At 40.6% G+C, this 24,619-nt stretch carries 22 protein-coding genes; 19 read left to right on the top strand and 3 right to left on the bottom strand.

Going from position 1 to position 24,619, the window contains the following annotated elements:
* The first annotated feature begins 330 nt into the window (after window positions 1-330).
* The 10 genes from CSC79_RS16525 to CSC79_RS16480 all read left to right on the top strand — a co-directional run bounded on the left by CSC79_RS16525 (window position 331) and on the right by CSC79_RS16480 (window position 11,151).
* On the top strand, window positions 331-2,565 hold the full coding sequence (locus tag CSC79_RS16525) for an ABC transporter permease subunit (RefSeq protein WP_099296850.1): 2,235 nt from the start codon (window positions 331-333) through the stop codon (window positions 2,563-2,565).
* A gap of 15 nt (window positions 2,566-2,580) precedes the next feature.
* Window positions 2,581-4,230, top strand: coding sequence for a phosphate ABC transporter permease PstA (gene pstA / locus CSC79_RS16520; RefSeq protein ID WP_099296849.1), 1,650 nt, complete (start codon window positions 2,581-2,583; stop codon window positions 4,228-4,230).
* Between the two features lie 19 nt (window positions 4,231-4,249).
* The gene (gene pstB, locus CSC79_RS16515) at window positions 4,250-5,077 is read left to right on the top strand and encodes a phosphate ABC transporter ATP-binding protein PstB (protein ID WP_099296848.1); all 828 of its coding nucleotides are present in this window, start codon (window positions 4,250-4,252) and stop codon (window positions 5,075-5,077) included.
* A gap of 54 nt (window positions 5,078-5,131) precedes the next feature.
* On the top strand, window positions 5,132-5,833 hold the full coding sequence (gene phoU / locus CSC79_RS16510) for a phosphate signaling complex protein PhoU (protein ID WP_058560458.1): 702 nt from the start codon (window positions 5,132-5,134) through the stop codon (window positions 5,831-5,833).
* A gap of 171 nt (window positions 5,834-6,004) precedes the next feature.
* Window positions 6,005-6,682 (top strand): TIGR00153 family protein, encoded by a 678-nt coding sequence (locus tag CSC79_RS16505; RefSeq protein ID WP_099296847.1) that lies wholly within the window; start codon window positions 6,005-6,007, stop codon window positions 6,680-6,682.
* Window positions 6,683-6,721: 39 nt separating this feature from the next.
* Window positions 6,722-7,990 (top strand): inorganic phosphate transporter, encoded by a 1,269-nt coding sequence (locus tag CSC79_RS16500; RefSeq protein WP_099296846.1) that lies wholly within the window; start codon window positions 6,722-6,724, stop codon window positions 7,988-7,990.
* A 93-nt stretch (window positions 7,991-8,083) separates the two neighbouring features.
* Window positions 8,084-8,992: a hydrogen peroxide-inducible genes activator gene (locus CSC79_RS16495; RefSeq protein WP_099296845.1), complete on the top strand. Its 909-nt coding sequence runs from the start codon at window positions 8,084-8,086 to the stop codon at window positions 8,990-8,992.
* A gap of 112 nt (window positions 8,993-9,104) precedes the next feature.
* Window positions 9,105-9,647 carry an RNA polymerase sigma factor gene (locus tag CSC79_RS16490; protein ID WP_099296844.1) on the top strand — a complete coding sequence of 181 codons (543 nt, stop codon included), beginning with the start codon at window positions 9,105-9,107 and terminating at the stop codon, window positions 9,645-9,647.
* Window positions 9,640-10,230 carry a hypothetical protein gene (locus CSC79_RS16485; RefSeq protein WP_099296843.1) on the top strand — a complete coding sequence of 197 codons (591 nt, stop codon included), beginning with the start codon at window positions 9,640-9,642 and terminating at the stop codon, window positions 10,228-10,230. The genes CSC79_RS16490 and CSC79_RS16485 overlap by 8 nt, the downstream gene beginning before the upstream one ends.
* Window positions 10,231-10,239: 9 nt before the next feature.
* A complete protein-coding gene (locus tag CSC79_RS16480) occupies window positions 10,240-11,151 on the top strand; it encodes a hypothetical protein (protein WP_099296842.1) in 912 nt (303 codons plus the stop codon).
* A gap of 27 nt (window positions 11,152-11,178) precedes the next feature.
* Here the strand turns inward: CSC79_RS16480 and CSC79_RS16475 are convergent, their stop codons facing one another.
* Entirely contained in the window at window positions 11,179-11,403 is a 225-nt protein-coding gene (locus tag CSC79_RS16475; protein WP_099296841.1) for a hypothetical protein, read from the bottom strand.
* A gap of 210 nt (window positions 11,404-11,613) precedes the next feature.
* Window positions 11,614-14,130: an EAL domain-containing protein gene (locus CSC79_RS16470; protein WP_099296840.1), complete on the bottom strand. Its 2,517-nt coding sequence runs from the start codon at window positions 14,128-14,130 to the stop codon at window positions 11,614-11,616.
* A 162-nt stretch (window positions 14,131-14,292) separates the two neighbouring features.
* Between CSC79_RS16470 and queA the strand changes: the two genes are divergently transcribed.
* The 8 genes from queA to CSC79_RS16430 all read left to right on the top strand — a co-directional run bounded on the left by queA (window position 14,293) and on the right by CSC79_RS16430 (window position 23,180).
* Entirely contained in the window at window positions 14,293-15,324 is a 1,032-nt protein-coding gene (gene queA, locus CSC79_RS16465) for a tRNA preQ1(34) S-adenosylmethionine ribosyltransferase-isomerase QueA (RefSeq protein ID WP_099296839.1), read from the top strand.
* Window positions 15,325-15,496: 172 nt separating this feature from the next.
* Complete coding sequence (gene tgt, locus CSC79_RS16460; protein ID WP_099296838.1) at window positions 15,497-16,624, top strand: tRNA guanosine(34) transglycosylase Tgt; 1,128 nt, start codon at window positions 15,497-15,499, stop codon at window positions 16,622-16,624.
* 36 nt (window positions 16,625-16,660) lie between these two features.
* Window positions 16,661-16,999, top strand: a complete 339-nt coding sequence (gene yajC, locus CSC79_RS16455) for a preprotein translocase subunit YajC (RefSeq protein ID WP_099296837.1) — start codon at window positions 16,661-16,663, stop codon at window positions 16,997-16,999.
* 22 nt (window positions 17,000-17,021) lie between these two features.
* Window positions 17,022-18,881: a protein translocase subunit SecD gene (gene secD, locus CSC79_RS16450; RefSeq protein WP_099296836.1), complete on the top strand. Its 1,860-nt coding sequence runs from the start codon at window positions 17,022-17,024 to the stop codon at window positions 18,879-18,881.
* Between the two features lie 9 nt (window positions 18,882-18,890).
* Window positions 18,891-19,838, top strand: a complete 948-nt coding sequence (secF, locus tag CSC79_RS16445) for a protein translocase subunit SecF (RefSeq protein WP_099296835.1) — start codon at window positions 18,891-18,893, stop codon at window positions 19,836-19,838.
* A 72-nt stretch (window positions 19,839-19,910) separates the two neighbouring features.
* On the top strand, window positions 19,911-20,441 hold the full coding sequence (locus tag CSC79_RS16440; protein ID WP_099296834.1) for a hypothetical protein: 531 nt from the start codon (window positions 19,911-19,913) through the stop codon (window positions 20,439-20,441).
* A gap of 72 nt (window positions 20,442-20,513) precedes the next feature.
* Window positions 20,514-22,301: a bifunctional diguanylate cyclase/phosphodiesterase gene (locus tag CSC79_RS16435; RefSeq protein ID WP_099296833.1), complete on the top strand. Its 1,788-nt coding sequence runs from the start codon at window positions 20,514-20,516 to the stop codon at window positions 22,299-22,301.
* Window positions 22,302-22,367: 66 nt separating this feature from the next.
* Complete coding sequence (locus CSC79_RS16430; RefSeq protein ID WP_099296832.1) at window positions 22,368-23,180, top strand: transporter substrate-binding domain-containing protein; 813 nt, start codon at window positions 22,368-22,370, stop codon at window positions 23,178-23,180.
* Between the two features lie 39 nt (window positions 23,181-23,219).
* Here the strand turns inward: CSC79_RS16430 and suhB are convergent, their stop codons facing one another.
* Window positions 23,220-24,023 carry an inositol-1-monophosphatase gene (gene suhB, locus CSC79_RS16425; RefSeq protein ID WP_099296831.1) on the bottom strand — a complete coding sequence of 268 codons (804 nt, stop codon included), beginning with the start codon at window positions 24,021-24,023 and terminating at the stop codon, window positions 23,220-23,222.
* Between the two features lie 239 nt (window positions 24,024-24,262).
* Between suhB and CSC79_RS16420 the strand changes: the two genes are divergently transcribed.
* Entirely contained in the window at window positions 24,263-24,610 is a 348-nt protein-coding gene (locus CSC79_RS16420; protein WP_099296830.1) for a four helix bundle protein, read from the top strand.
* The last annotated feature ends 9 nt before the right edge of the window (window positions 24,611-24,619 follow it).

The following is a 24,619-nucleotide window of genomic DNA, read 5'->3' as shown; positions in this document are numbered from 1 at the left end:
ATAGTTGAATGATTATTATGTTTATAAAGCCAAGTTGAGTATTGACTCAGTTAGTTATTTTGTCCAACTTTTGTTGGGTTTGGTTCCAATTTGATACAAAGAAAAAGTAGGTTTCTCATACTTTAGTTAGTTAACCTACTGTTTATTATGCGGTATTAGAAAGGTGAAATTTTCTCATATTGGTGGTGTAAGCTATTTTTTTGATAAATATTAGCGTTTAAAGCCATTGGTTATAGCTAGAAAGCAAATTAACGCTATTATGACGTCTGTAACATTACTGTCATCTTGGTGAAATATAATAAGCCAACGTTAAGTTTTAAAGGTGTTTCGATGACTTCCAATCCGAATAAACCGTCTTTCAATACGGATAGAAGCCGTCTGTTTAAAGACCGGTTTGCCCAATTTAGCATTACTGCTGGCGGTATAATGGTATTAATAGCGCTGCTGTTAATATTTTTCTATTTGCTATATGTAGTTCAACCTATTTTTGAATCTGCGAAAGTGGAGACACGCGATAGCTTTGAATTGAATAATATTGAGCAGATTGCAGGCCTAGGTGTAGAAGAGCAAACAGAAGTTGCGTTTTTACTGACTAGAGCGGGCGCAGTTGATTTCTACAGTGTAGAAAAGCAAACATTTGGTAATAAACTCACAAGCCTCCCTGTCACTCTCGACGCTAAAGTATCAAGCTTTGCTAAAAGCGCGCCTTTTCAGGGGCAATACGCATATGGTTTGGAAAATGGTTCAGCGGTCATCGTTGTACCAAAATTTTTAGTTACGTTTCCAAATAACAAACGCAAATTAACGCCTCGTTTAGATTACCCACTGGGTGAAATGTCACTGGTTGTTGATGATCAAGGTGCTGCCATTTCTCAATTTGCTTTTAGCCACTATGAAGAGAAAACGGCCATCGTTGCACAAACCGTTGATAAACGCTTAATGTTTAGCAGCTTTGTTGCTGAAGAAAACATGTTCACGGGCGAAATTGAGTGGCAAGTTGAGCGCACAGAATTAGATGTTGATGGGCGTATTGATCAATTGCTCATGTCACCAGACACAACACGCACTTTTGTCCGCACGGCAAATCAAATTTATATCTATGATACGCGCTTTCCTAGCGACGTTGAACTGATTCAGGTTTTGGCTGCTAACGAAGAAAATGCTAATTTAGTTTCTGCAGAACTTCTAGCTGGTGCAAACTCATTGATGCTTGCTAATGACAACGGCGAAGTATCTCAGTGGTTTGAAGTCAACACGGATGACGGTCGTGAGTATCAAAAGATTCGTGCTTTTGAAACAACAAAACAAAACAAGCTAGATATCTTCACAGAGTTTTATCGCCGTACTTTCTTTACTACCAGTTCAAATGGTGAGCTAGGTTTGTACTACACCACCAGTGAAGCAAAACTTTGGCAAGGTAAAATAAGCGATGGTGCAATTGAAAACTTTGCAATTGCACCACGTTCGAACGCGGCACTTATTTTAGCTGATAACAAGCTAACCGTTGTAGAAATTCATAACGAGCACCCAGAAGTAACCTGGTCAGCTTTATGGCAAGAAGTGTGGTATGAAGGCTACCCAGAGCCAGGTTATATTTGGCAATCAACATCAGCAAGTGATGATTTTGAATCGAAGTTTTCTTTAGTGCCCATCTCATTCGGTACAATTAAGGCGGCAATGTATGCCATGTTATTTGCTGTGCCGATTGCATTGTCAGCGGCTATTTATACAGCATACTTTATGTCAAGTGAGTTACGTAAAGTAGTTAAACCCACCGTCGAAATAATGGAAGCATTGCCTACGGTAATTTTAGGTTTCTTAGCGGGTTTATGGCTGGCGCCATTAATCGAGGAACATTTACCTGCCATTGTCGGTTTATTGGTTATGTTACCTTTGGGTATTATTGCCACAGCTTTTGCTTGGACAAAGTTACCAGCCAGCATTCGTCATCGTATTCCTGAAGGCTCTCACTCAATTTTACTTATTCCTGTTGTGTTACTGATAGGCTGGTTAGCGTTTGCAATGAGTGGTGCGATTGAACTGTGGATGTTCGATGGCAATGTACGTCAATATCTGACCAATGAATTAGGGATGACATTTGACCAACGTAACTCATTAGTTGTTGGCATTGCGATGGGCTTTGCTGTGATACCTACTATCTTCTCTATTGCTGAAGATGCAGTATTTAGTGTACCTAAGCACCTTTCGAATGGCTCTCTTGCGTTAGGAGCTACACAATGGCAAACATTGGTAAGCGTTGTATTGTTAACTGCCAGCCCGGGTATCTTCTCTGCGGTAATGATGGGATTAGGCCGCGCAGTAGGTGAAACCATGATTGTACTTATGGCAACAGGTAACACACCTATTATGGACTGGAGTATCTTCCAAGGTATGCGTACGTTAGCGGCCAATATTGCAGTTGAAATGCCTGAGTCTGAAGTAGGGAGTTCACATTATCGAATCCTGTTCTTGGCGGCATTTGTATTATTCATATTTACTTTTATTTTCAACACAGTGGCTGAGTTTGTTCGTCAGCAGCTGCGTGATAAATACAGCTCAATGTAATTGGAGAAACACGACATGGTAAAGCAGTGGTTTAAGTCAGGTTCTCCTTGGATATGGATGACAGGTGGTGCAGTAAGCATCAGCTTGATATCTGTTCTTGGATTATTAGCGATGATTGCATGGAAAGGGTTAAGCTTTTTCTGGCCTTCACAAGTAATGCAATTTGAGCTAGATGGCTCAGTGACAAAACAAACCGTTATTGGTGAAGTATATGACCGAGAAATGGTGCCAAAATCACGCCTAGAAGCGATGGGCGTAGATTTATCAGGTTTTAACAAAGAAAACTTAGAACGTTTACTCATTAAAACGGGTAACCGTGAATACGTAGATTTAGATTTCCGTTGGGTACTTGAAACGGATATAAAATCAAAGACGACTCCTGCGGATCTTGCAGTATTTGAACGTAGTAAAAATGGTAATTTTTACGGCTATATTGAAACAGTGATAAAAGACGGGCAAGTCATTACTGACAATAAAAAACAAGTACTGGAAGAGCTGGTTGATCGTGCAGTAGATTTAAATGATCAAGCTGCAGATCTACAAGACGGTGACATCGGCCATATAAACTATGAGCTAGAGCGTCTGCGTCTTCAGGAGAAGTCTTACTTATTAGACGATGCGCTGACTGATGAGCGAGTGGCTGAGCTTGCTCAGCAACGTGCAGCACTTCGAGCCGATTACTTGGTGCTTGAAAAACAACTTTTTGCACTTCGTAGCCAAGCAAAGCGCGACAAAGTAACCGTTAAAGATATGCGCGGTGTAAGTGTTACTATACCACTTTACCAAGTACTTGATTTTTGGTTACCAAACGACATGGGCTTTTTTGCAAAACTAGGCCACTACTTTGTACAGTTAGGTAAGTTTATTTCAGACGACCCACGTGAAGCTAATACTGAAGGGGGTGTTTTCCCTGCTATATTTGGTACGGTATTCATGGTAATGCTGATGGCGGTGATTGTGACTCCATTTGGTGTTGTTGCTGCAATTTACTTACATGAGTATGCTGCTAAGAATGCAGTGACAAAAATGATTCGTATCGCGGTGATCAACTTAGCGGGTGTACCCTCAATTGTATATGGTGTATTCGGCTTAGGCTTCTTCGTTTATGTATTAGGCGGAAGCTTAGACCAACTATTTTACCCAGAAGCAGCACCTAGCCCAGTGTTTGGTACACCGGGTGTGATGTGGTCAGCATTGACACTCGCGATTCTTACGCTGCCTGTTGTTATTGTTTCGACAGAAGAAGGGTTGTCACGAATTCCAAGTACAGTGCGCCATGGTTCATTGGCACTTGGTGCTACGAAAGCTGAAACTTTGTGGCGTATTATTGTACCAATGGCAAGCCCAGCCATAATGACAGGTTTAATATTAGCCGTTGCTCGCGCAGCGGGTGAAGTTGCGCCATTAATGTTGGTGGGTGTGGTGAAAATGGCACCCACGCTACCGCTTGATGGTAACTTCCCGTATTTTCACTTAGATAGAAAGTTTATGCACTTAGGCTTCCATATATACGATGTTGGCTTCCAAAGCCCGAACGTTGAGGCGGCTCGTCCGCTGGTATATGCCACTGCATTCTTATTAGTATCAGTGATTATCACATTAAATATCACAGCAATCGGCATACGTAATCATTTACGTGAAAAATACAGATCGCTTGAGCATTAATTAGTAAAGGTATAAAGACATGATTACAGTCGCTCCACAAGTAAACCAGTCAAGCACAGGCTTGAAGTTGGATTTAGAGAATTTAGGTAAAGAGCAAACAGCACTCGAGATCAAGGACTTGGATCTTTACTATGGTGATAAACAAGCATTAAGCTCGGTTAATATGAAGATCCCTAAGGGTCAAGTAACCGCATTTATCGGGCCATCAGGTTGTGGTAAATCAACATTGTTACGCTGTATTAACCGCATGAATGACTTAGTTGATATTTGCCGTATTGAAGGCGAAATATTACTTCACGGTCAAAATATATACGATAAAAATGTTGATGTAGCTGCACTTCGTCGTAATGTTGGTATGGTGTTTCAGCGTCCAAATCCATTCCCAAAATCGATCTACGAAAATGTGGTTTATGGCCTACGCTTACAAGGTATTAAAGAAAAGCGTAAACTAGACGAAGTGGTTGAGCAGTCTTTACGTGGTGCTGCGTTGTGGGATGAAGTGAAAGATCGGTTACATGATAGTGCATTTGGTCTATCAGGTGGTCAGCAACAGCGTTTAGTTATTGCACGTTCAATTGCAATTGAGCCAGAAGTATTGTTACTCGATGAACCGACATCCGCGCTTGATCCAATTTCCACTTTGGTTATTGAAGAGCTGATCAACGATTTAAAAAATAAGTTTACCGTTGTTATTGTTACACATAACATGCAACAAGCAGCGCGTGTATCAGATCAAACTGCATTTATGTACATGGGTGAGTTAATTGAGTATTCCGATACCAATACGCTATTTACCACGCCAAACAAAAAGAAAACTGAAGACTACATTACAGGTCGTTACGGTTAGAAGTTTGTTGTAGGTCATTTGCAGTAATAAACGAATTTGATAAGAAGGTTAATAATGGAACACAATATCAATAAGCACATTTCAGGTCGCTTTAATCAAGAGCTTGAAAATGTTCGTAACCATGTATTGAGCATGGGTGGTTTAGTTGAACAGCAATTAAACAGTGCGCTTGATGCGGTTAGTAATGGCGATGCAGAACTTGCGCGTAAAGTGCGTGAAAACGATTACAAAGTTAACGCAATGGAAGTTAATATTGACGAAGAATGCACCCGCATTATCGCGCGTCGTCAACCTGCTGCCAGTGATTTACGTTTAGTTATTGCAATCGCTAAGACCATTGCAGATTTAGAGCGAATTGGTGATGAAGCTGAGCGAATTGCAAAAGTTGCACTAGATTCATTTACCAAAGATCAGCAAGATTTATTAGTGAATATTGAGAATATGGGTCGCCAAGTTTCTAAAATGTTGCATGATGTTTTGGATGCATTTGCCCGTATGGACGTCCAAAGAGCCTTTGAAGTACATAAAGAAGATGCCAAAGTTGACCGCGAATATGAAGCTATCACACGCCAAATAATGACGTATATGATGGAAGATCCTCGCTCAATTCCAAAAATTATGGATTTGGTGTGGTCTGTTCGCTCATTAGAGCGCATTGGTGATAGATGCCAAAACATTGCAGAATATATAATCTATTTTGTTAATGGAAAAGATATTCGTCATACATCTCAAGAAGATATTGAAAAGTCACTATAGCTTTATCTTCTCATTATCATGTTAAAAAGCGACCTTGTGTCGCTTTTTATTCTTTTACTTTAGTAAATATTGCACGCAGAATGGCGCTAAATAATAAAAAGCGTTCACAATCGTTGTGAATGCTGTAAAATTCGTGCTGCAAAGCATACTAATTTGATTTAAGGGTCAGTTATGCCTACAAACGCATTTTTAGGGGTATTCGCAAAATCTCCTATCAAGCCAATGGAAGATCACATCAAAAAGGTACATCAAGCAAGTAAAGCGTTGATCCCTTTTTTCCACCACGTTTTTAAAGAAGAGTGGGCTCAAGCAGAAGAAATTCGCTTAGACATTCGTAATTTAGAGCGTGAAGCCGACGACATGAAAAGAAATATACGTTTACAACTACCGCGTGGTTTATTTATGCCGGTAGAGCGTACAGATCTGCTTGAGCTCGTCACCCAGCAGGATAAAATTGCTAATAAAGCTAAAGACATTGCTGGTCGTGTAATTGGTCGTGAAATGACCATACCAAAAGAAATTCAAACTGATTTCTTAGCCTATGTAACTCGTTGTGTTGATGCGACTAAACAAGCATCAAAAGCAATCAATGAATTAGATGAGCTATTAGAAACAGGCTTCAAAGGTCGCGAAGTGACCTTGGTTGAAAAAATGCTCGTTGAATTGGATGCAATAGAACAAGACACGGATGATATGCAAATCAAAATACGTCGCCAGTTGCGCGTCGTAGAAGATAAACTTAATCCAGTCGATGTGATGTTTTTATATAAGATCATCGAATGGGTCGGCGAACTTGCTGATATAGCAGAACGCGTAGGTTCACGTCTTGAGCTGATGTTAGCTCGTTAATTTACACTCAGTTCAATAACGAAAGATTAAGGTTACACAATGGATATCATTGCATCTTATGGCACGGTATTAATTTTAATTGCCGCTGCTGTCGGTTTTTTTATGGCTTATGGTATTGGTGCGAATGACGTCGCCAATGCGATGGGGACATCAGTTGGTTCAAAAGCACTCACAATCAAACAAGCAATTTTAATTGCTATGGTGTTTGAATTTGCAGGTGCTTATCTGGCCGGTGGCGAGGTAACATCAACAATTCGTAAAGGTATTATCGATTCAACACCATTTATGGATATCCCTGAATTGATGGTGCTGGGTATGATTTCAGCGCTTTTTGCAGCAGGTAGTTGGTTACTCATTGCCTCGTTCTTAGGTTGGCCTGTTTCAACAACTCACTCAATCATCGGTGCTATCATTGGTTTCGCCCTTGTAGCAGTAGGTAGTGAAGCTATTCAATGGGGTAAAGTTGCGGGTATCGTAGGCAGTTGGATTGTAACACCTGCTATTTCAGGCTTTATTGCATACTTAATATTTATGAGTGCGCAAAAGTTGATTTTCGATACCGAATCTCCACTTAAAAATGCTAAACGCTTTGTACCAATCTATATGGGCTTAGCTGGTTTTATTATGTCTTTGGTTACTATCAAAAAAGGCCTAAAGCATATAGGTGTGAATCTAGGCGCTGTTGAAGGTTATGCCTTAGCTATCGCCATTGCAGTAGTCGTAGGTTTACTAGGAAAAGTTGCTATTTCTCGCTTGAAGATAGACCCGCAAGCGGATAAAAAAATGCAGTTCAACAATGTTGAAAAAGTGTTTGCAATCTTAATGGTACTAACTGCATGTTGTATGGCATTTGCCCATGGTTCAAACGATGTTGCTAACGCAATTGGTCCATTGGCTGCAGTTGTAAATATAGTTGAAAACAATGGTGAAATTGCTAAGAAAGCTGCACTAGCATGGTGGATATTACCGCTGGGTGGTATTGGTATTGTTGCTGGTCTTGCTATTTTAGGTAAGAAAGTAATCAAAACAATTGGTGAAGGTATTACACATTTAACACCTAGCCGCGGTTTTGCTGCTGAGCTTGCAGCTGCTTCAACTGTTGTAATTGCATCTGGCACAGGTTTACCTATCTCAACCACACAAACCCTTGTTGGTGCGGTGTTAGGTGTAGGTATGGCGCGTGGTATTGCCGCACTTAATATGGGTGTAGTAAGAAACATTGTGGTTTCTTGGGTAATTACATTGCCAGTTGGTGCAGGTCTTGCTATTGTTATTTTCTACATATTAAGAACTGCGTTCGGAGTCTAATTCCCGTAGCTTTTAAGTAGCACAGACTTTTAGCTTGAAAAGATCTCAATGCCCTCGGTATTGGGGTCTTTTTATTTGTAGGTAACAAAAGTAATGACTAATCTACCCAGTATCAAACAGCTACAGTATCTATTGGCTGTGCATCAGCATCAACACTTTGGCCGCGCAGCAAGTGCCTGTTTTATTGGTCAATCGACATTAAGTAGCGCAATTCAAACGCTTGAGGAAACCCTCGGCTGCCAGCTTATTGAGAGAGAAAACCGCAGCTTAATGTTTACTGCTGTTGGTGAAGAAGTGGTTGAGCGCGCTCGAAAAATTATCGACGATACCATGAGTGTTAAAGAGTTAACTAAAAGCCACCTTAATCCACTGAGTGGTAAGTTGACCCTCGGTGTTATACCAACAATCGCAAGTTTTATCGCGGCGCCTCTTTATCATTTTTGTCAGCAGCAATTTAGCGATCTCGAACTGGTGCTTGTAGAAGATACCAGCGACAGCCTGCTTGATAAGTTAGAGCATGGGCATATAGATTTAGCGCTATTAGCATTACCTTATGAAACCGATAAATTTCATACTCAGGTACTGGCACAAGATCATTTTAGTTTAGTGCATCATGCAGAATATAAGCCCGCAGCAGGTATAGAAGACTTTAATTTATTGCCTGATGCAAGTGTCTTCTTACTAGAACGGGAGCACTGTATGACAGGCCATGCGTTGAGTGCTTGCCACTTAAATCGTTCAAGCTGCATTAATCCGTTTGAAGCAGCCAGCTTGCATACTTTGCTTAGTATGGTCGAATATCAGCTTGGCGTGACCTTCTTGCCGCAAATGGCTATCAATGCCGGAATTTTAGCAAACAAGAACATGCTCGCGACCCCCTCAAAGGGTGATGCTTATCGTGATATAGGTATCTTATGGCGTAAAACTACCGGTCGAATTCGTGATTTTAGGCTTTTTAGCCAAGCGCTGAAGGACTTTTTAACCAAGCAGTGCCAAGTTTAATTTTTTAAACTCAACAAAGCGCAATTTAATTGCGCTTTTTTTTAATTTTTCAAACTATTCACCTCACTCCCTCGACTAAGATAATAAGTAAATAAACTAAAAACTGAGAACCGTGTTTTTTCAATCGCAAGAGACTTTAATTCAAAAAGCGCAGCAGGGTAATAAGCGAGCCTGGATCAAGCTCGTTAAGCAGTATGAGAGCCACGTTTATAATCATTGCTTACGTATGCTTAGCAATCCCGATGATGCAATGGATTTGATGCAGGAAGTGTTTATTTCTGTGTATAAAAGTTTGCCTAACTTTCGCGGTGACGCCAGTTTCAATACCTGGGTATTTCAAATAGTGCATCGTCGCGGGGTTGAATTTTATCGCCGCCGGCGTATCTATCAGCCGCTCGATGATACGCCTGAGCAAACGTGCAAGCACGGTGAGCTTGAACACAATCAAATCGTGCAATTAGAGCATAATCAGCTCAAAGTGATGATGAATAATCTACCTTGGGAGCAACGTTTGGTGGTGGAGTTAAAGTTTTTTCAGCATTGTACGTTTGATGAAATTGCACTGCAGTTAGACATATCAACCAATACAGCTAAATCACGTTTATACAGTGCATTAGGTAAATTAAAAGTACATTTGGAGGCCGTTGATGGCTAATTTAGACGCGCTTTTTGAACAATGGTTAGAAGGCAAGCCAATGACAGATGAGGCGCTCGAGCAATTAAAAGCGAGCCCGCAATACAGTGTCATGCTAGCACAAGCACAGCGCTGGCAAGCGCAAAGCCGTGACTATAAACAGCAACATGTGCCTGATTGGAACCGATCATCCACTTTAGGGGTAAAAGCAAGGTACAACAACCAAAGCAATAGTGCTACCTGGGCCGTTGCAGCCTCGATTATAGTGTGCGCTTTGCTGTTTTTAGTGCCACATAAAAATGATCAAGATGAGTTGTCGGTGCAACTGGCAAAGCAAACAACACTGTTGCAATCCCAGCAAAAGCAAATAGACCAACTACAAAATATTATTTCGGCACAAAATGAGCTGCAACAACAGTATATGTATCAATTAACTAAAGAAGCCATAGCGACCGGGCGGGTCGAGCGCCAAGAAGACATCAATAGTTTAATTAGTTATATAAAAACTCAACGAGCTCAAGATCACGCTTATCTGCGAATGCAGTTAAATGATATAGCCGAACAAGTTCAAGCGCAGCCCATGGCTGCTATCGCAAAAAATTAGGAGTAAATCATGAAAAAAATGATGATGTGTAGTGTTATCGCTATTGCAACTGGGTGTGCAAGTGTTCAATCGCTAGCGCAAGCACCTGAACAATTGAGTGCAATTGCCCGTGAAGTTAGCATAATGGAAAACATACTTAGTACGGCGTTAAAGCAAGATACGGATAAAAAAGTGCGCGCCATAAACGCAAACTACTTCGCTAAACAAGGCATAGTGTTCGAATTAGATATTAGAGGGGCAAATCGCTGGCACGCTATTTTTAGCGGGGCACCCGATGCTCCATTGCCTCCTATGCCTGACATTGATTTTTCAGATGTGAACATTGAATTTATCAGTGATCACGTCGAAATCATCAGTGAACAGGCAGTAGAGTCTTCACGAGAAGCGTATCAACATGCAATGGAAGTAATGCGTGATGGAGCGGAGAAAGTGCGCGACATCGCTGAGAAAGAGCGAGATGTGAGCCGCGAGTTACGTGACTTAGAACGAGAGAAACGAGATTTAGAATTCGCGACACGTCATGACAACAGCGCTGAGGAAAAAGAGTTAGCAGCGCGTAAAAAAAGCGTAGAAAAAGAGATTAAAGCACTCGAAAAACAACAAACTAAGCTGACAAAGGAACAGAAAAAAGCACGCCAAGAAATTAGTGCTAAACAAGCACAACGCGAGAAACAAAAAGCCGAAGAGCAAAAGCAGTTACTCGAAAAAATTAGCCAAAGTATTAGTTTAACGCTTTGTGACTATGGTAGTGGGCTGCGCAGCTTACCAAATAATGAGCATGTTAGTTTTGTGTTAGGGGGCTTGGGGCAAAACAGTAAAAGTTTAATTAAGGTATTTAATAAAAGCGATATAAAAAAATGTGTGATTGGTGAAACTAAGGCCAGTGAGTTGGCACGTAAAGCCGTTAGTTACCAATTTTAGTAAAAATTTAGAATGAAAAGCAGTCATTTATAATGGCTGCTTTTCATTATGACCTTCAAATTCAAATTGTTTATTGAGGTGGGTAATATCAGGCAGAAACAACAAGTAGACCCAGACAACTAAATTAAAATACGGTACTAGGCCTAAGCAGGCAAACGTAGTTTTAGGGTAACCTTTTCTAGTGGCATATTTATAGCATTGGTACGCTATACCCAAGTTCACTATTAGTATTAACACGATCAATTGCACCATAACCTAGCTCCTTAATCGACAAAACCACCAAAAACAGCATGTTATTTTATAATGGTATGTTCTTGTCAATCTATGATGTCTTGTTTATTTTTGTCTATCTGTTTATAAGCAAGACATTTAACAACGTCGAGTAAAAGTATAGAAGAGTTACGGCTAGATGAAAGTATAAAATTGGTTAAAAATGTATAAATTTGTAATGCTCAAGCTAGGTTATTGTTCGTAAAAAGTTTTATTTTTAGATATTTTTTCGAGCTCATCGGCTATTTTTTCTACAGGCTGAGGCCGTGCTATAAAGTAACCTTGTCCATAATCAACACCTATTTCTTTTAATGCTAAGAAAATATCTTTATTTTCAACATACTCAGCCACAGAACGTTTATCTAAAGAACGGCTGATATCATTAATGGCTTTTACTAATGCTAAATCAATCGGGTCGTTAAGCATATCTCTTACAAATGAACCATCAATTTTGACATGCTGAGCGGGTAATTGCTTGAGGTAATTGAACGTGCTGAAGCCTGTGCCAAAATCGTCAATTGAAAAGTGACAACCAAGGCGGTTGAGCTTTTCAATCATCGCACGAGTTGCTGTTAAGTTATTAATACTAGCAGACTCAGTGATTTCAAAGATCACCCGTGTCGGCGGCAAATTATAGTCTTTCAGTGTTGACTCAATATGTGGTAACAGGCGTTCATCTAAGAATGATTGCGCAGATAAGTTAATAGCTACTTGGCTGAGCTCTGGGTGCTTGGCAATCGCAGCTATCGCATTACGAATAACGCACTGGTCCATCAGGTATGTATCATTGAGAAGTTCAAGCGATGGAATAAACTGATTTGGGTAAACCAGTTCATCGCCTAACTTTAAGCGTAAGAGAGCTTCAAAGTACGCTACTTCGCCTCTTTTAAAGTCCCAAATAGGCTGATAATGCAACTCTATCTGATCTTGCTGTAAGGCTTGGCGTATGCTGTGTCCCCACTCAAGACCCGCTTGCAAGGTGTTGTGATTGGCATCATCTTTTGAATAGCAGTGAACTAAATTTCTACCCAAACTTTTTGCAACATAGAGCGCAATATCTGCTTGCTTTAAACATTCACTCGGGTCGTTATTTGAAGCTGTAATTTGCGTTAAACCGATTGAGCAACTGATGGAGTAAATTTGTTCTTCCGATTTAAATTGATGCCCATCAATCGCCATACAAATGCTTTCAGCAACTAAGTGCGCATCTAATAGATTCATATTTTTTAAAATAACAGCAAACTCATCACCACCAATACGACAGATTAGATGTTCATCACTGATATTAGCTGTGAAAAGTTGTGCGACCTCTTTGAGTACGATGTCACCTTGCTGATGGCCTTTGCTGTCATTAATTATTTTAAAATGATCTAAATCTATGTAAATAAGTGCATGTTCACTTTGAGCAAATGTATATTCAGGCTGACAAATAAGGTTAAGCTGTTGATCAAAGTAATAACGGTTGTGTAGGCCTGTTAATGTATCATGAAGAGCCAAATGGCGTAGCTGTAGTTCCGCTTGTTTTCGTTCATGGATGTTGTCTATTGTGGCAGTTATACTGGCAGCATTACTACTATTTTTAATAAGTTGTAGACGGCATTCAACCCAAATAGCACGCCCTTCTTTATGCTGGATCTGAATTTCTACTTTTTGCTGCTCTTTGCCGCCATTTAGAATATTACTAATGGTGCCGAGTAATTTTACTTTACACTCTTCTTCACAAAAGTCAGTTAATGACTTAGTTAAGGTGTGTTTAATACCAAAGCCAGATAGAGATTCCCATGCGGGATTAATAAACCGAATAAGACCTTGTTGGTCAAACTCAAGCACAACCGTATTCAAATGTAACAAGATGCGCTGATGGGCCGAAAAAAGCTCTTTGTAGCGGCTTTGGCTTTGACTTAATTGCTCTACTTTTTGGGCAAACTCAGCATAACTCACCATAAAATCTTCGCGGCGCGCGGCATGGTCGCATACCTTGCTCAAAAACGTAGGCTGGTATGGCGTACGAATAAAATCAGTCACTCCCGACAGCAGTAGTTGCTCAGCGTAATCTGCATCGCGCGTATCTATTATTGTTACTATGGCTTGTTTGGGATTATGTTGTAGCATTTCTTCAACAAGTTGGCTTGCCGCCACGGCATTTGCTGAGGTGGCATCTAACAATACAATAGAAAAAGTTTGTTGCAGATAAATTGCCAAAGCTTGTTTATTTGTTTTTGTGCGGGTGCAGGCAAAATTAAGCGCCAATGTTTCTTCAATTTCACCCGCTTTTTTATCGTCAAGCTCAATAAGTAAAAGATTTAAACGGCTACTTTTTTCTAAATGCGTTGATAATACATTGGCAAGTACCTGAGGCAGCATGTCTTGACGTTCAAACGGTAATACCGCATCAATGCCATAACTGCGCGCTGTTGTTTCAGCGATTCTTTCACAATAAATAGGGGGTGTTAGTACAATAGGTGTGTTTTTTGGCGTTTTTAATAATCCTGAGCGAATCATGCGAGAGAAGCGCCAGCCGTCAATTTTACCGACATCTAAGCCAGTTATAATAATATCAACAGTCTGATTTTTTAGCAGCTCTAATGCTTGCTGGGTATCATCGACCTCAATGAAAGTAAACACATTAAGTTTGCTTAGAGTCGACCTAATAGTCTGCCGTTCAGCCACACTGGCGTTTAATATCAGCAACTGGAGCTGCTTAGCCATGACGTCACTACCTCTTATTCAACCTATGTTAATACAGTAGATTAGGATAATGCCATTTGTCCTTAACCACAAGAAAACATTCCTGGGTTTTTAAACTTAGTTGAGCAATACGTTTGATAGGGTTAAACTTGGCGCGAATTTTTTGATCTGGATGTAGATGTTATGCGCGTAGCAGACTTTAGTTTTGACCTACCTGATGAGCTTATTGCTCGTTTTCCAAAAGAAGACAGAACAAGTAGCCGTTTACTAACTTTAGATGGCCCAACTGGGGCATTAGAGCACAAAGTATTTAGTGATATTTTGGAATTAGTAAATGAAAACGATTTACTGGTATTTAACAATACTAAAGTTATTCCTGCTCGCATGTATGGGCAAAAAGAATCGGGCGGTAAAGTTGAAGTACTTGTTGAGCGGGTATTAGACGAGCACAGAGTGCTGGCTCATGTGCGTGCAAGTAAATCGCCTAAAGAAGGCTCCGTTATTACCTTAGAAGGTAAGGCAAAAGCAACCATGGTAGGTCGCCATGCAGAACTGTTTGAGCTTGAATTTACTGGCAGTGAAAATGTACTTGAGATTTTAAACGATATTGGTCACATGCCATTACCGCCTTACATTGACCGCCCTGATACAGAAGATGACCGTATGCGTTATCAAACTGTCTATGGTGAAAAACCAGGTGCAGTAGCAGCGCCAACAGCGGGTCTGCACTTTGACGATAAGCTTATGGCAGCGTTAAAAGATAAAGGGGTTAACATGGCCTTTGTCACATTACACGTAGGGGCGGGGACTTTTCAGCCAGTGCGCGTTGATTCGGTTGATGACCACATCATGCACTCAGAATACATTGAAGTGCCTGATGATGTTGTTACTGCGGTTGCTAAAACCAAAGCAAACGGTGGACGCGTTATCGCGGTAGGTACCACGTCTGTTCGTTCGCTTGAGTCGGCGGCTAAAATTCATGGCGGTAAGCTTGATACTTACTTTGGTGACACCGATATTTTTATTTATCCGGGGTATCAATTTAACGTAGTCGATGCCATGGTAACTAACTTTCATCTTTCTGAATCGACTTTGATTATGCTCGTGAGTGCTTTTTCAGGGCAAGACAATATTATGTCTGCTTATCAAACCGCGATAGAACAAAAGTACCGTTTTTTTAGTTACGGTGATGCGATGTTTTTAACCCGTAAATAAGGGTTAATTAAATGTGTTTAAAGCCCAGCCGCGTGTTGGGCTTTTTGATTTGAGTAATCGCTCTTTTAATTCTCACTTTTAGCCCAATTAATAGTATTGCGCTAACAAAAAGGTTAGAATCGAACGGTTAAATTATAGCTTGTTGGACTGTTTTTCTGACATTGAGGATGATATGAAATTTGAATTAGACCGTACTGACGGTAAAGCGCGCCGCGGCCGCTTGATTTTTGACCGAGGTGTTGTAGAAACACCTGCATTTATGCCCGTTGGTACCTACGGTACTGTTAAAGGCATGACCCCAGATGAAGTAAAAGATACAGGCGCACAAATTTGCTTAGGGAACACCTTTCACCTAATGCTTCGCCCTGGTACTGAGATCATCAAACAACATGGTGATTTACATGATTTTATGAACTGGGATCGTCCTATCCTAACTGATTCAGGCGGCTTCCAAGTTTTTAGCCTCGGCGCAATGCGTAAAATCTCTGAAGAAGGTGTGTTGTTTAGTTCACCAGTAAACGGTGAAAAAATCATGCTTTCGCCAGAAAAGGCAATGCAAGTACAGCGTGATTTAGGATCAGATATTGTAATGATATTTGACGAATGCACACCGTACCCGGCCACTGAAAAAGAAGCAAAAGATTCAATGGAATTATCACTTCGTTGGGCTAAGCGCTCGAAGGAAGGGCATGGTGATAACCCGTCTGCTTTGTTTGGTATTATTCAAGGTGGTATGTACCCTGAGCTTCGTGCGCAGTCACAAAAAGGCCTTGAAGAAATAGGCTTTGATGGCTATGCCTTAGGTGGTTTATCAGTGGGTGAGCCAAAAAATGAAATGATCAATATTCTTGATCATTGCGCTTATAAAATGCCTGAAAACAAACCGCGTTACTTAATGGGCGTAGGTAAACCAGAAGACTTAGTTGAAGCGGTACGCCGTGGTATTGATATGTTTGACTGTGTTATGCCAACGCGAAATGCGCGTAATGGTCACTTATTTGTGACTGGCGGTATTGTTAAAATCCGTAACGCTGTACATAAAACAGATACCGGTCCGTTGGATCCTGAGTGTGATTGCCACACATGTAAAAACTATTCGCGTGCATATCTACATCACCTTGATAAGTGTAACGAAATTTTAGGTGCGCGACTAAACACAATTCATAACTTACGTTACTATCAACGTGTTATGGAAGGCTTACGCAATGCGATCAGCGAAGGTAAGCTTGATGAGTTTGTAAACGATTTTTATGCGCGCCGCGGCCAAGAAGTGCCAGAGCTTGCTAATACCGAAAACTAAGAAATCAAATTTTATAAAAATTAAAGAGGAAGTGTTATGAGTTTATTTATTTCAAACGCCCACGCAAGTGCGGCAGGTGCAGCGCCAGCAGGCGGTGGTTATGAAATGCTGATCATGTTAGCTATTTTTGGTTTAGTGTTTTACTTTTTGATTTACCGTCCACAAGCAAAGCGCGTTAAAGAACATAAAAGCTTAATGAATGCGATGGCAAAGGGTGACGAAGTACTTACCCAAGGTGGTTTAGTGGGTAAAATTGCTAAAATCGCAGAAGATAAAGATTTCATCGTTATTTCATTAAACGATCAAGCTGAAGTGACTGTGCAAAAATCAGCAGTTTCTGCAGTACTGCCTAAAGGCACAATGAAGTCGCTATAAATATAATAATAAGGACAGACTCGTGTTAAACAAGTTTCCATTATGGAAGTATTTACTTGTTATCGCTGTGTTAGCAATGGGCCTTTTATATGCTTCACCAAACCTGTATGGCCGCGACCCGGCGATACAGGTTTCTGGCGCAAAAGGTGCAGATGTTGAACTCAGTACATTAGATACAGTAAATGGCATCCTCAAAGAAAATAATGTAACGGTGAAATCTACAAAACTTGAAAATGGACAAATTTTAGTTCGCTTCAAAAACGTAGAAGAACAATTAAAAGCGCAGGATATACTGCGTAACTCACTAAGCGAAGATTACATTTCAGCCATTAATATGGCCCCGGCGCAACCTCATTGGTTAAAAACCCTTGGTGGTAACCCAATGAAGTTGGGCTTGGATTTAAGTGGCGGTGTTCACTTTACGATGGAAATCGACATGGTGACAGCGGTTGATAACGCGCTGGAACAAATGGAGCAAGACTATAAGAGTGACCTACGTGGTGAAAAGCTTCGTTATCGCTCCATCCGTCGAGTAGCAAACAGTGAACGTATGCGCGTAGAAATGCGTAGCGAAGAAGATAAAGATGCAGCTGAGCGCTTCTTACAAACTCGTTATCCACTTCATACCTTCATCAATGATAGCTCAAACGATAACGCGTTTTATGCCAACCTGAGTGATTTAAAGCTAAAAGAAATTCGTGATTATGCTATCAAGCAAAACGAAACTATTATTCGTAACCGTATCAACCAAATAGGTGTTGCAGAGCCGAATGTTCAACGCCAAGGTGCTGAGCGTATTATCGTACAGTTACCTGGTGTTCAAGATACCGCGCGTGCGAAAGAAATTCTTGGTGCAACAGCAACGCTGGAGTTTCGTGAAGTAGACGAGAACGCAGACGTATCAGCGGCAGCGCAAGGGCGTATTCCGCCAGGCACAGAAATGATAATGAGCCGTGATGGTTACCCTGTGGTGCTTAAAAAGCGCATCATTCTTGAAGGTAGCCACATTACAGGTGCGCAATCAGGTGCTGATGAATACCAACGACCGCAAGTAAGTATTACCCTTGATAGCAAAGGTGGCGCTAAAATGAATGCGTTTACCAAGCGTGCAATTGGTAAGCGTATGGCAACGGTATTTATTGAATATAAGCCATCAGGTAAACAAGATGCCAACGGTAAAGCACTTCCACCAATTAAGGTTGAAGAAGTGATTAACGTGGCGACGATTCAGGCTCGCCTTGACCGTTCATTCCGTATTACTGGTATTGATAACCCTGCTGAAGCGCATAACTTAAGCTTACTACTTCGTGCTGGTGCACTTGTAGCACCGATTCAAATCGTTGAAGAACGCACAGTAGGACCAAGCTTAGGTCAGGAAAATATTGAAGCGGGTATGACTGCCGTTGCACTAGGCTTCTTGTTTGTTCTTGTATTTATGCTGATCTATTACAAAGGCTTTGGTTTAGTTGCGAATATTGCACTAGCGGCAAATCTTGTATTGATCATTGGTGTTATGTCATTGATCCCTGGCGCAACGTTAACTCTGCCAGGTATTGCAGGCATTGTACTAACAGTTGGTATGGCCGTAGATGCTAATGTACTTATATTCGAGCGTATTCGTGAAGAACTGGCTGATGGCCGCAGCCCTCAACAAGCTGTTCACCATGGTTATGACAGTGCATTTAGTACAATCTTTGATGCAAATATCACGACCTTGATTGCAGCGATAATCTTATTTGCTGTGGGTACCGGTCCAATTGCAGGCTTTGCCGTAACATTAGCGATTGGTATTTTGACTTCAATGTTTACAGCGATTGTTGGTACACGTGCCGTCATCAACTTATTTATCGGTGGTAAACGTGTCGATAAGCTGTCAATTTAAGGAGCGATAATGCAAATTTTAAAACTAGGCGGTAGAACATTAAAGTTCATGTCGTTACGCAAAGTTGCAATGGGTATCTCAACGCTGCTTATTTTGGCTTCACTTGCATCCATCTTTGTCAAAGGTTTAAACTTTGGCCTTGATTTTACTGGTGGTACAGCGGTAGAGGTTGGCTTTTCTCAGCCTGCGGATTTAAAAAATGTACGTTCAGTATTGGCCGAAAATGGCTTTGCTGATGCATCGGTACAATTGTTTGGCTCCAGCCAAGAAATCTTAGTACGTTTAGCCCCTCGTGGTGACGACGTAAAAGCTGAGGTTATTGGTAACCAAGTAATTGCCGCGTTAAAAACGGCCGATGATAGCGTTGAAATGCGCCGTATCGAGTTTGTTGGCCCAAGTGTCGGTGAAGATTTAAAAGAGCAGGGTGGTCTGGCCATGTTAACTGCGCTTATTTGTATCTTGATCTATGTTGCGTTTCGCTTTGAATGGCGTTTTGCATTAGGGGCAGTAGCTGCACTTATGCACGACGTGATTATTACGCTAGGCTTATTCTCAGTGCTTGGGTTGGAGTTTGATTTAACCATCCTTGCCGCGATACTAGCAGTAATAGGTTACTCACTTAACGATACTATTGTTGTATCTGACCGTATTCGTGAGAACTTTCGTAAAGTCCGTATCGACGACACAATTGAAATCATTGATATCTCTCTTACACAAACACTTAACCGTACTTTAGTGACATCAATTACCACAATCCTGGTATTGATTTCATTGTTCGTGTGGGGTGGTCAAACAATTCATGGCTTTGCCACGGCATTATTGTTTGGTGTGTTTATTGGTACTTATTCTTCTGTTTATGTTGCCAGCGCTGTTGCAATTGCAATGGGTGTAAGCAAAGAAGATTTGATTCCAGAAGTGATTGAAAAAGAAGGGGCGGACCTAGACCCAATGCCATAGGTTTAGATTTGCACTTATATAAAAGCCGCTTACTTAAGCGGCTTTTATTGTTATTACGGGTTATGTAGATTTATGTTTAAGTTGTTCGTATTCGTCTGCTCGGTTTTTATATTAACGGCTTGTGATAAGCCCCAATCAGAGCCACAAGTAAAAACTGAAGCTAACAAGCTAACTCCTTCAGAGGCTTTTCTTGCCCAAGCTTCACAGCTTCTTAATGCGATTAATATGGGTCAAAGCCTTGTTAGTTTAACAAGTGAATCTGCTGCGCTTGTTAAAGTTTCAAATGCGCTAATAGATCAGTTTATGCAGCAGTATCCTCAGTGCACAAATTACTTAACCGCGCTAAATGTTGCATTGGCAGAGTTAACTTCTCCCGCACTTGAAAAAATAACACGTAAGCAGCTGTCTAATTTAACACTCCCCAAATTTAATGAACCTATCTGCTACCATGCAAAAGCAGTATTAGTTCACGCTGTGACTATTCAAGTGCTTAGTATTAAAGCAGATAAAAATGAGCAGATATCGCTGGTACCTGAACATGAGATAATCTCAGCTTTAGCGCATTATGATCAGGTTAAAAAGAGCCTTAACCAAAAGCAGTAAAGTTGACATAAAATTGTCATACATTATTGCTACTTTATGTGCCTCTAATAATTAGTATTGGCTTGGTGATAGGTGAGTGAGCAGCAGCGTTCTTTAGAAAATATATTGCATAACAGTGATATAACAACTTTGTTTCAACCTATTTTCGATATTTCTGACAAACAGATATTAGGCTATGAAGCATTGAGTCGCGGTCCCACAGGCAGCTTACTTGAGATGCCAAGCGAACTGTTTAGTGCCGCTGTTAATTACGATAAAATATCTGAGTTGGAATTACTGTGCCGCTCAACAGCCATAGAAAGTTTTGTAAAACTAGGCTTAAAGGGCAAACTGTTTTTGAATGTAAGCCCCAAAACGCTGCTTGATCCCTGTCATCCAAAAGGTGAAACGCTTCACCTGATTGAAAAATTTGGACTTGCTGCAAGTCGCGTGGTGATTGAGGTAACTGAGCAAGAAAAAGTGGATGATGGCTTTTTATTGCTTAAAACCATTGCGCATTACCGTAAATTAGGCTTTTCAATTGCTATTGACGACCTTGGTGCTGGTTACTCTGGTTTAAAACAATGGTCAGAGCTGTGCCCAGACTTTGTAAAAATAGACCGCTACTTTATAGATCATTGCGATCAAAGTGTCGTAAAGAAAGAGTTTTTAAAATCGATTATCGAACTTGCCAATGTAACTAATACAGAGGTCATTGCTGAGGGCATAGAGCGAATAGAAGAACTGTATTTATTAGAAAGCCTAGGCATAGTCAATGCTCAAGGTTTTTTGCTCGAACGACCAAACACAAAGCCAAGCACTGAATTTAAAAGCCCACAGTTGGAGCAGCTTAACTTTTCACCTTCAAGCAACCAACTTGAACAATCAATGGCTATAGGTTGGTTGGCCGTTGAACAAGCAGCAATTTTGAGTGAAACACGTTGTAAAGATGCCCATAAAATATTTGAACAAGACAAAGCAATAATCAGTATCGCCGTTTTAAACGAGCAACAACAGCCTGTAGGCTTATTACATAAAGACCAACTTACCGAAGTCTTTGCTGCACCCTATGGCCATGCATTATACGGCAAACAACCTGTTACAGCGTTAATGCATAAGCAGCCACTCATCGTTGATGAAAATCAATTGTTAGATACAGTTAGCCAGCAAATTACTGAGCATGATTTTGATATTCGTCGCCACATAATCATTACGCGCGCTGAGCAATACTTAGGTTTAGCACCGTTACGCGACATTTTAAAACATATTACAGAAGAAAAAATACGACACGCGCAACACGCAAACCCTCTCACCATGTTGCCAGGTAATGTTGCCATTAATGAAGCAATAGAGCACCGTTTACGCACTAAAAATAGCTTTTCACTTGCTTATATAGATTTAAACCACTTTAAACAGTTTAACGATCTCTATGGTTATGCCAGTGGTGATAGCGTCATTAAGTTATTAGCGAATGTCACGGTTCAAGCGTGTGTAAACATACCTAGCTTTGTAGGTCACATCGGTGGAGATGACTTTATGGTAGTGTTTGACAGTGATGACGCTGTTATGATTTGTAATTATATCATCAAGCAATTTGAGCTTGAATCTAGAGCATTTTTTACGCCAGAACATATTGCCAGTGGAGGGTACTGGGCCTGTAACCGTGAAGGCGAGAAAAAATTTGTACCGTTACTGACATTATCTATCGGCCTTGTAGAACCTGATTTAGCGTTGTGTAATAACAGTCACCAGGTTGCGGCTCTTGCTACTGACGCTAAAAAAGAGGCTAAGCGTTATCGCGAAAGTCACTTATTTGTATGTAAACGGCGCAGCCCAGCTCCTGCAATGGTAAGATTAACACCCGATAAAAAAGTACTATAAAATAGAACGCTTGAGTATTTATTCAACTGCGTGTAGGTTAAAGAAAACCCACAGAAAATAATAACAATGACACAATCATTTTTTTATTTACTCATAAATAGCTTTATTTTTTATTGTTCAACATTATCCGCTCAGACTATTAACGTCGCGCAAGAACCCCGTGCTCAATACAAGCGCGACGAATATTTAAGTACACTGCTGGTCAAAGCGCTTGAAGCCGCAAACTATTCAGCTTCATTGAATCATATTATTGTTCACCCTCACCAACAACGAACACTAATCACTCTGCAAAATAATGATGTCGATTTATACTGGAGCATGACAAGTCCAGAACGAGAAACGCTAGCAATCGCCATTAAAATCCCATTGTATCGAGGCTATATAGGCAAGCGCGCCTTAGTTACTCAACGCGCATTGTTGCCCCAGTTTAAAAATATTACAACACTTGAGCAGCTTAAGCCTTTAACAGCAGTGCAAGGGCATGATTGGCCAGATACAAAAGTGTTGTCGCATAACGGATTAAACGTTAGGCCATTAGCTAATTATGAAGCTATGTTTGGTTTAACTGCCACTGGGCGTATTGATTACTTTCCCCGATCGTTTATTGAAGTGGGCTCGGAGCTTACTGAAGTAAGTAATAGTGAATTGGCAATAGTGCCAAATATATATCTTCACTATCCTGCGGCTTTTTATTATTTTGTATCTAAAGATAAACCTGAACTGGCTCAAGCAATAGAGCAAGGGTTAACGAAAATGCAGAAGACGGGGGAGTTTTTAGCACTATTTAATAAATACTTTCGTGATGACTTAAACGCACTACCCTTTAATGAAGCAAAAGCGATAGAGATTAAGTTAGTTAATCCTCATTTTACGCAATAAAAAAGGAGCCTAAGCTCCTTTTTTATTTAGTGCTGAATCTTAGCGTAGTAATGATTCAGTTAAAACTGGACGAATCTCACGAATAATCGCTTGTGTCAGTTTTGGTGCACCACAAATAAGGTTACCGCTTTGGTTATAGTTATTACCGCCAGCGAAATCTACAACCATACCGCCAGCTTCTTTAACCATAAGTTCACCTGCAGCGCTGTGCCAAGGTTTTAAGCCAATCTCAAAGAAACCATCAACGCGACCAGCCGCAACATATGCCATATCTAACGCAGTACAACCCGCACGACGAATATCTGCAGTGTGAACAAACAATGCTTTAAATGCTTCAGTGTATGCATCCATGTGGTGTTTGTTTTTATACGGGAAACCTGTAGCAAGAACGGTACCTGCAAGAACAGTTGTTTTGCTAACGCGAAGACGTTTGCTGTTAAGCTGTGCGCCTTGACCACGTGAAGCGGTGAAAAGCTCGCCACGGATAGGGTCGTAAATTACAGCTTGGTCTAAACGACCTTTAACTTTTAGCGCGATAGAGATCGCAAAATGAGGAAGCCCTTTGATGAAGTTTGTTGTGCCATCAATAGGATCTACAATCCATTGGTAATCTGCATCCTTGCCTTTGTGCTCACCTAATTCTTCACCCACGATAGAGTGAGTTGGGTAAGACTGTAAAATAGTGTCACGGATTACGGCTTCAGCTTCTTTATCAATATTTGTAACTAAGTCGTTAGTGCCTTTTTGTTGCACTTCAACTTTTGATAAATCTTCACTTGCGCGAAGTAAAAGTTTGCCTGCGTTACGCGCAGCGCGAACCGCAATGTTTAACATTGGATGCATGGTTTTACCTTTGGGTTGTAAAAGAACGTTTATATATTTTAAGCTGGCGTATTCTAGCGACTTTTGACACAAAGTAAACACCAAACCTCAAATAGTTCTGAGTGTTTTTTATACACGTTTGTTTGGGAAGGATTTTATAAGTATGGTTTTTCCGTCAGCCGTCAGCCGTCAGGTTCATAATTTGCTCTTAATTGTTTTTGTTCCTATATTTTTTACTTGTTTGTAAAGCGGAAAGTATAATGAACTTTGAAAACTTAGAAGTATGGAAGCGATCAGCAAGGCTAAGTGCTGATATTTATAAATTAACCGTTAACTTAACAGATTACGGTTTTAGAAATCAATTAACTCGTTCAAGCTTGTCGGTACCTAGCAATATAGCTGAAGGAATGACTCGTGAGAGTAACAAAGAACGGCTTAGATTTTTAGATATTTCTAGATCTTCACTAGCAGAAGCAAGAACACAGATTTATATTGGGATGGACATTAGTTACATAGATATTAATATAGGCGCTCAGTGGATAAATGAAACCATTGAATTATCAAAAATGTTGACAGCCCTCAAGGCAAAAATAAAATTTGATAGCTGATAGCTGATA

The sequence above is a fragment of the Pseudoalteromonas sp. 3D05 genome (assembly GCF_002723455.1).
Taxonomy (GTDB): domain Bacteria; phylum Pseudomonadota; class Gammaproteobacteria; order Enterobacterales; family Alteromonadaceae; genus Pseudoalteromonas.
This window is presented reverse-complemented; position numbering and strand designations above follow the sequence as displayed.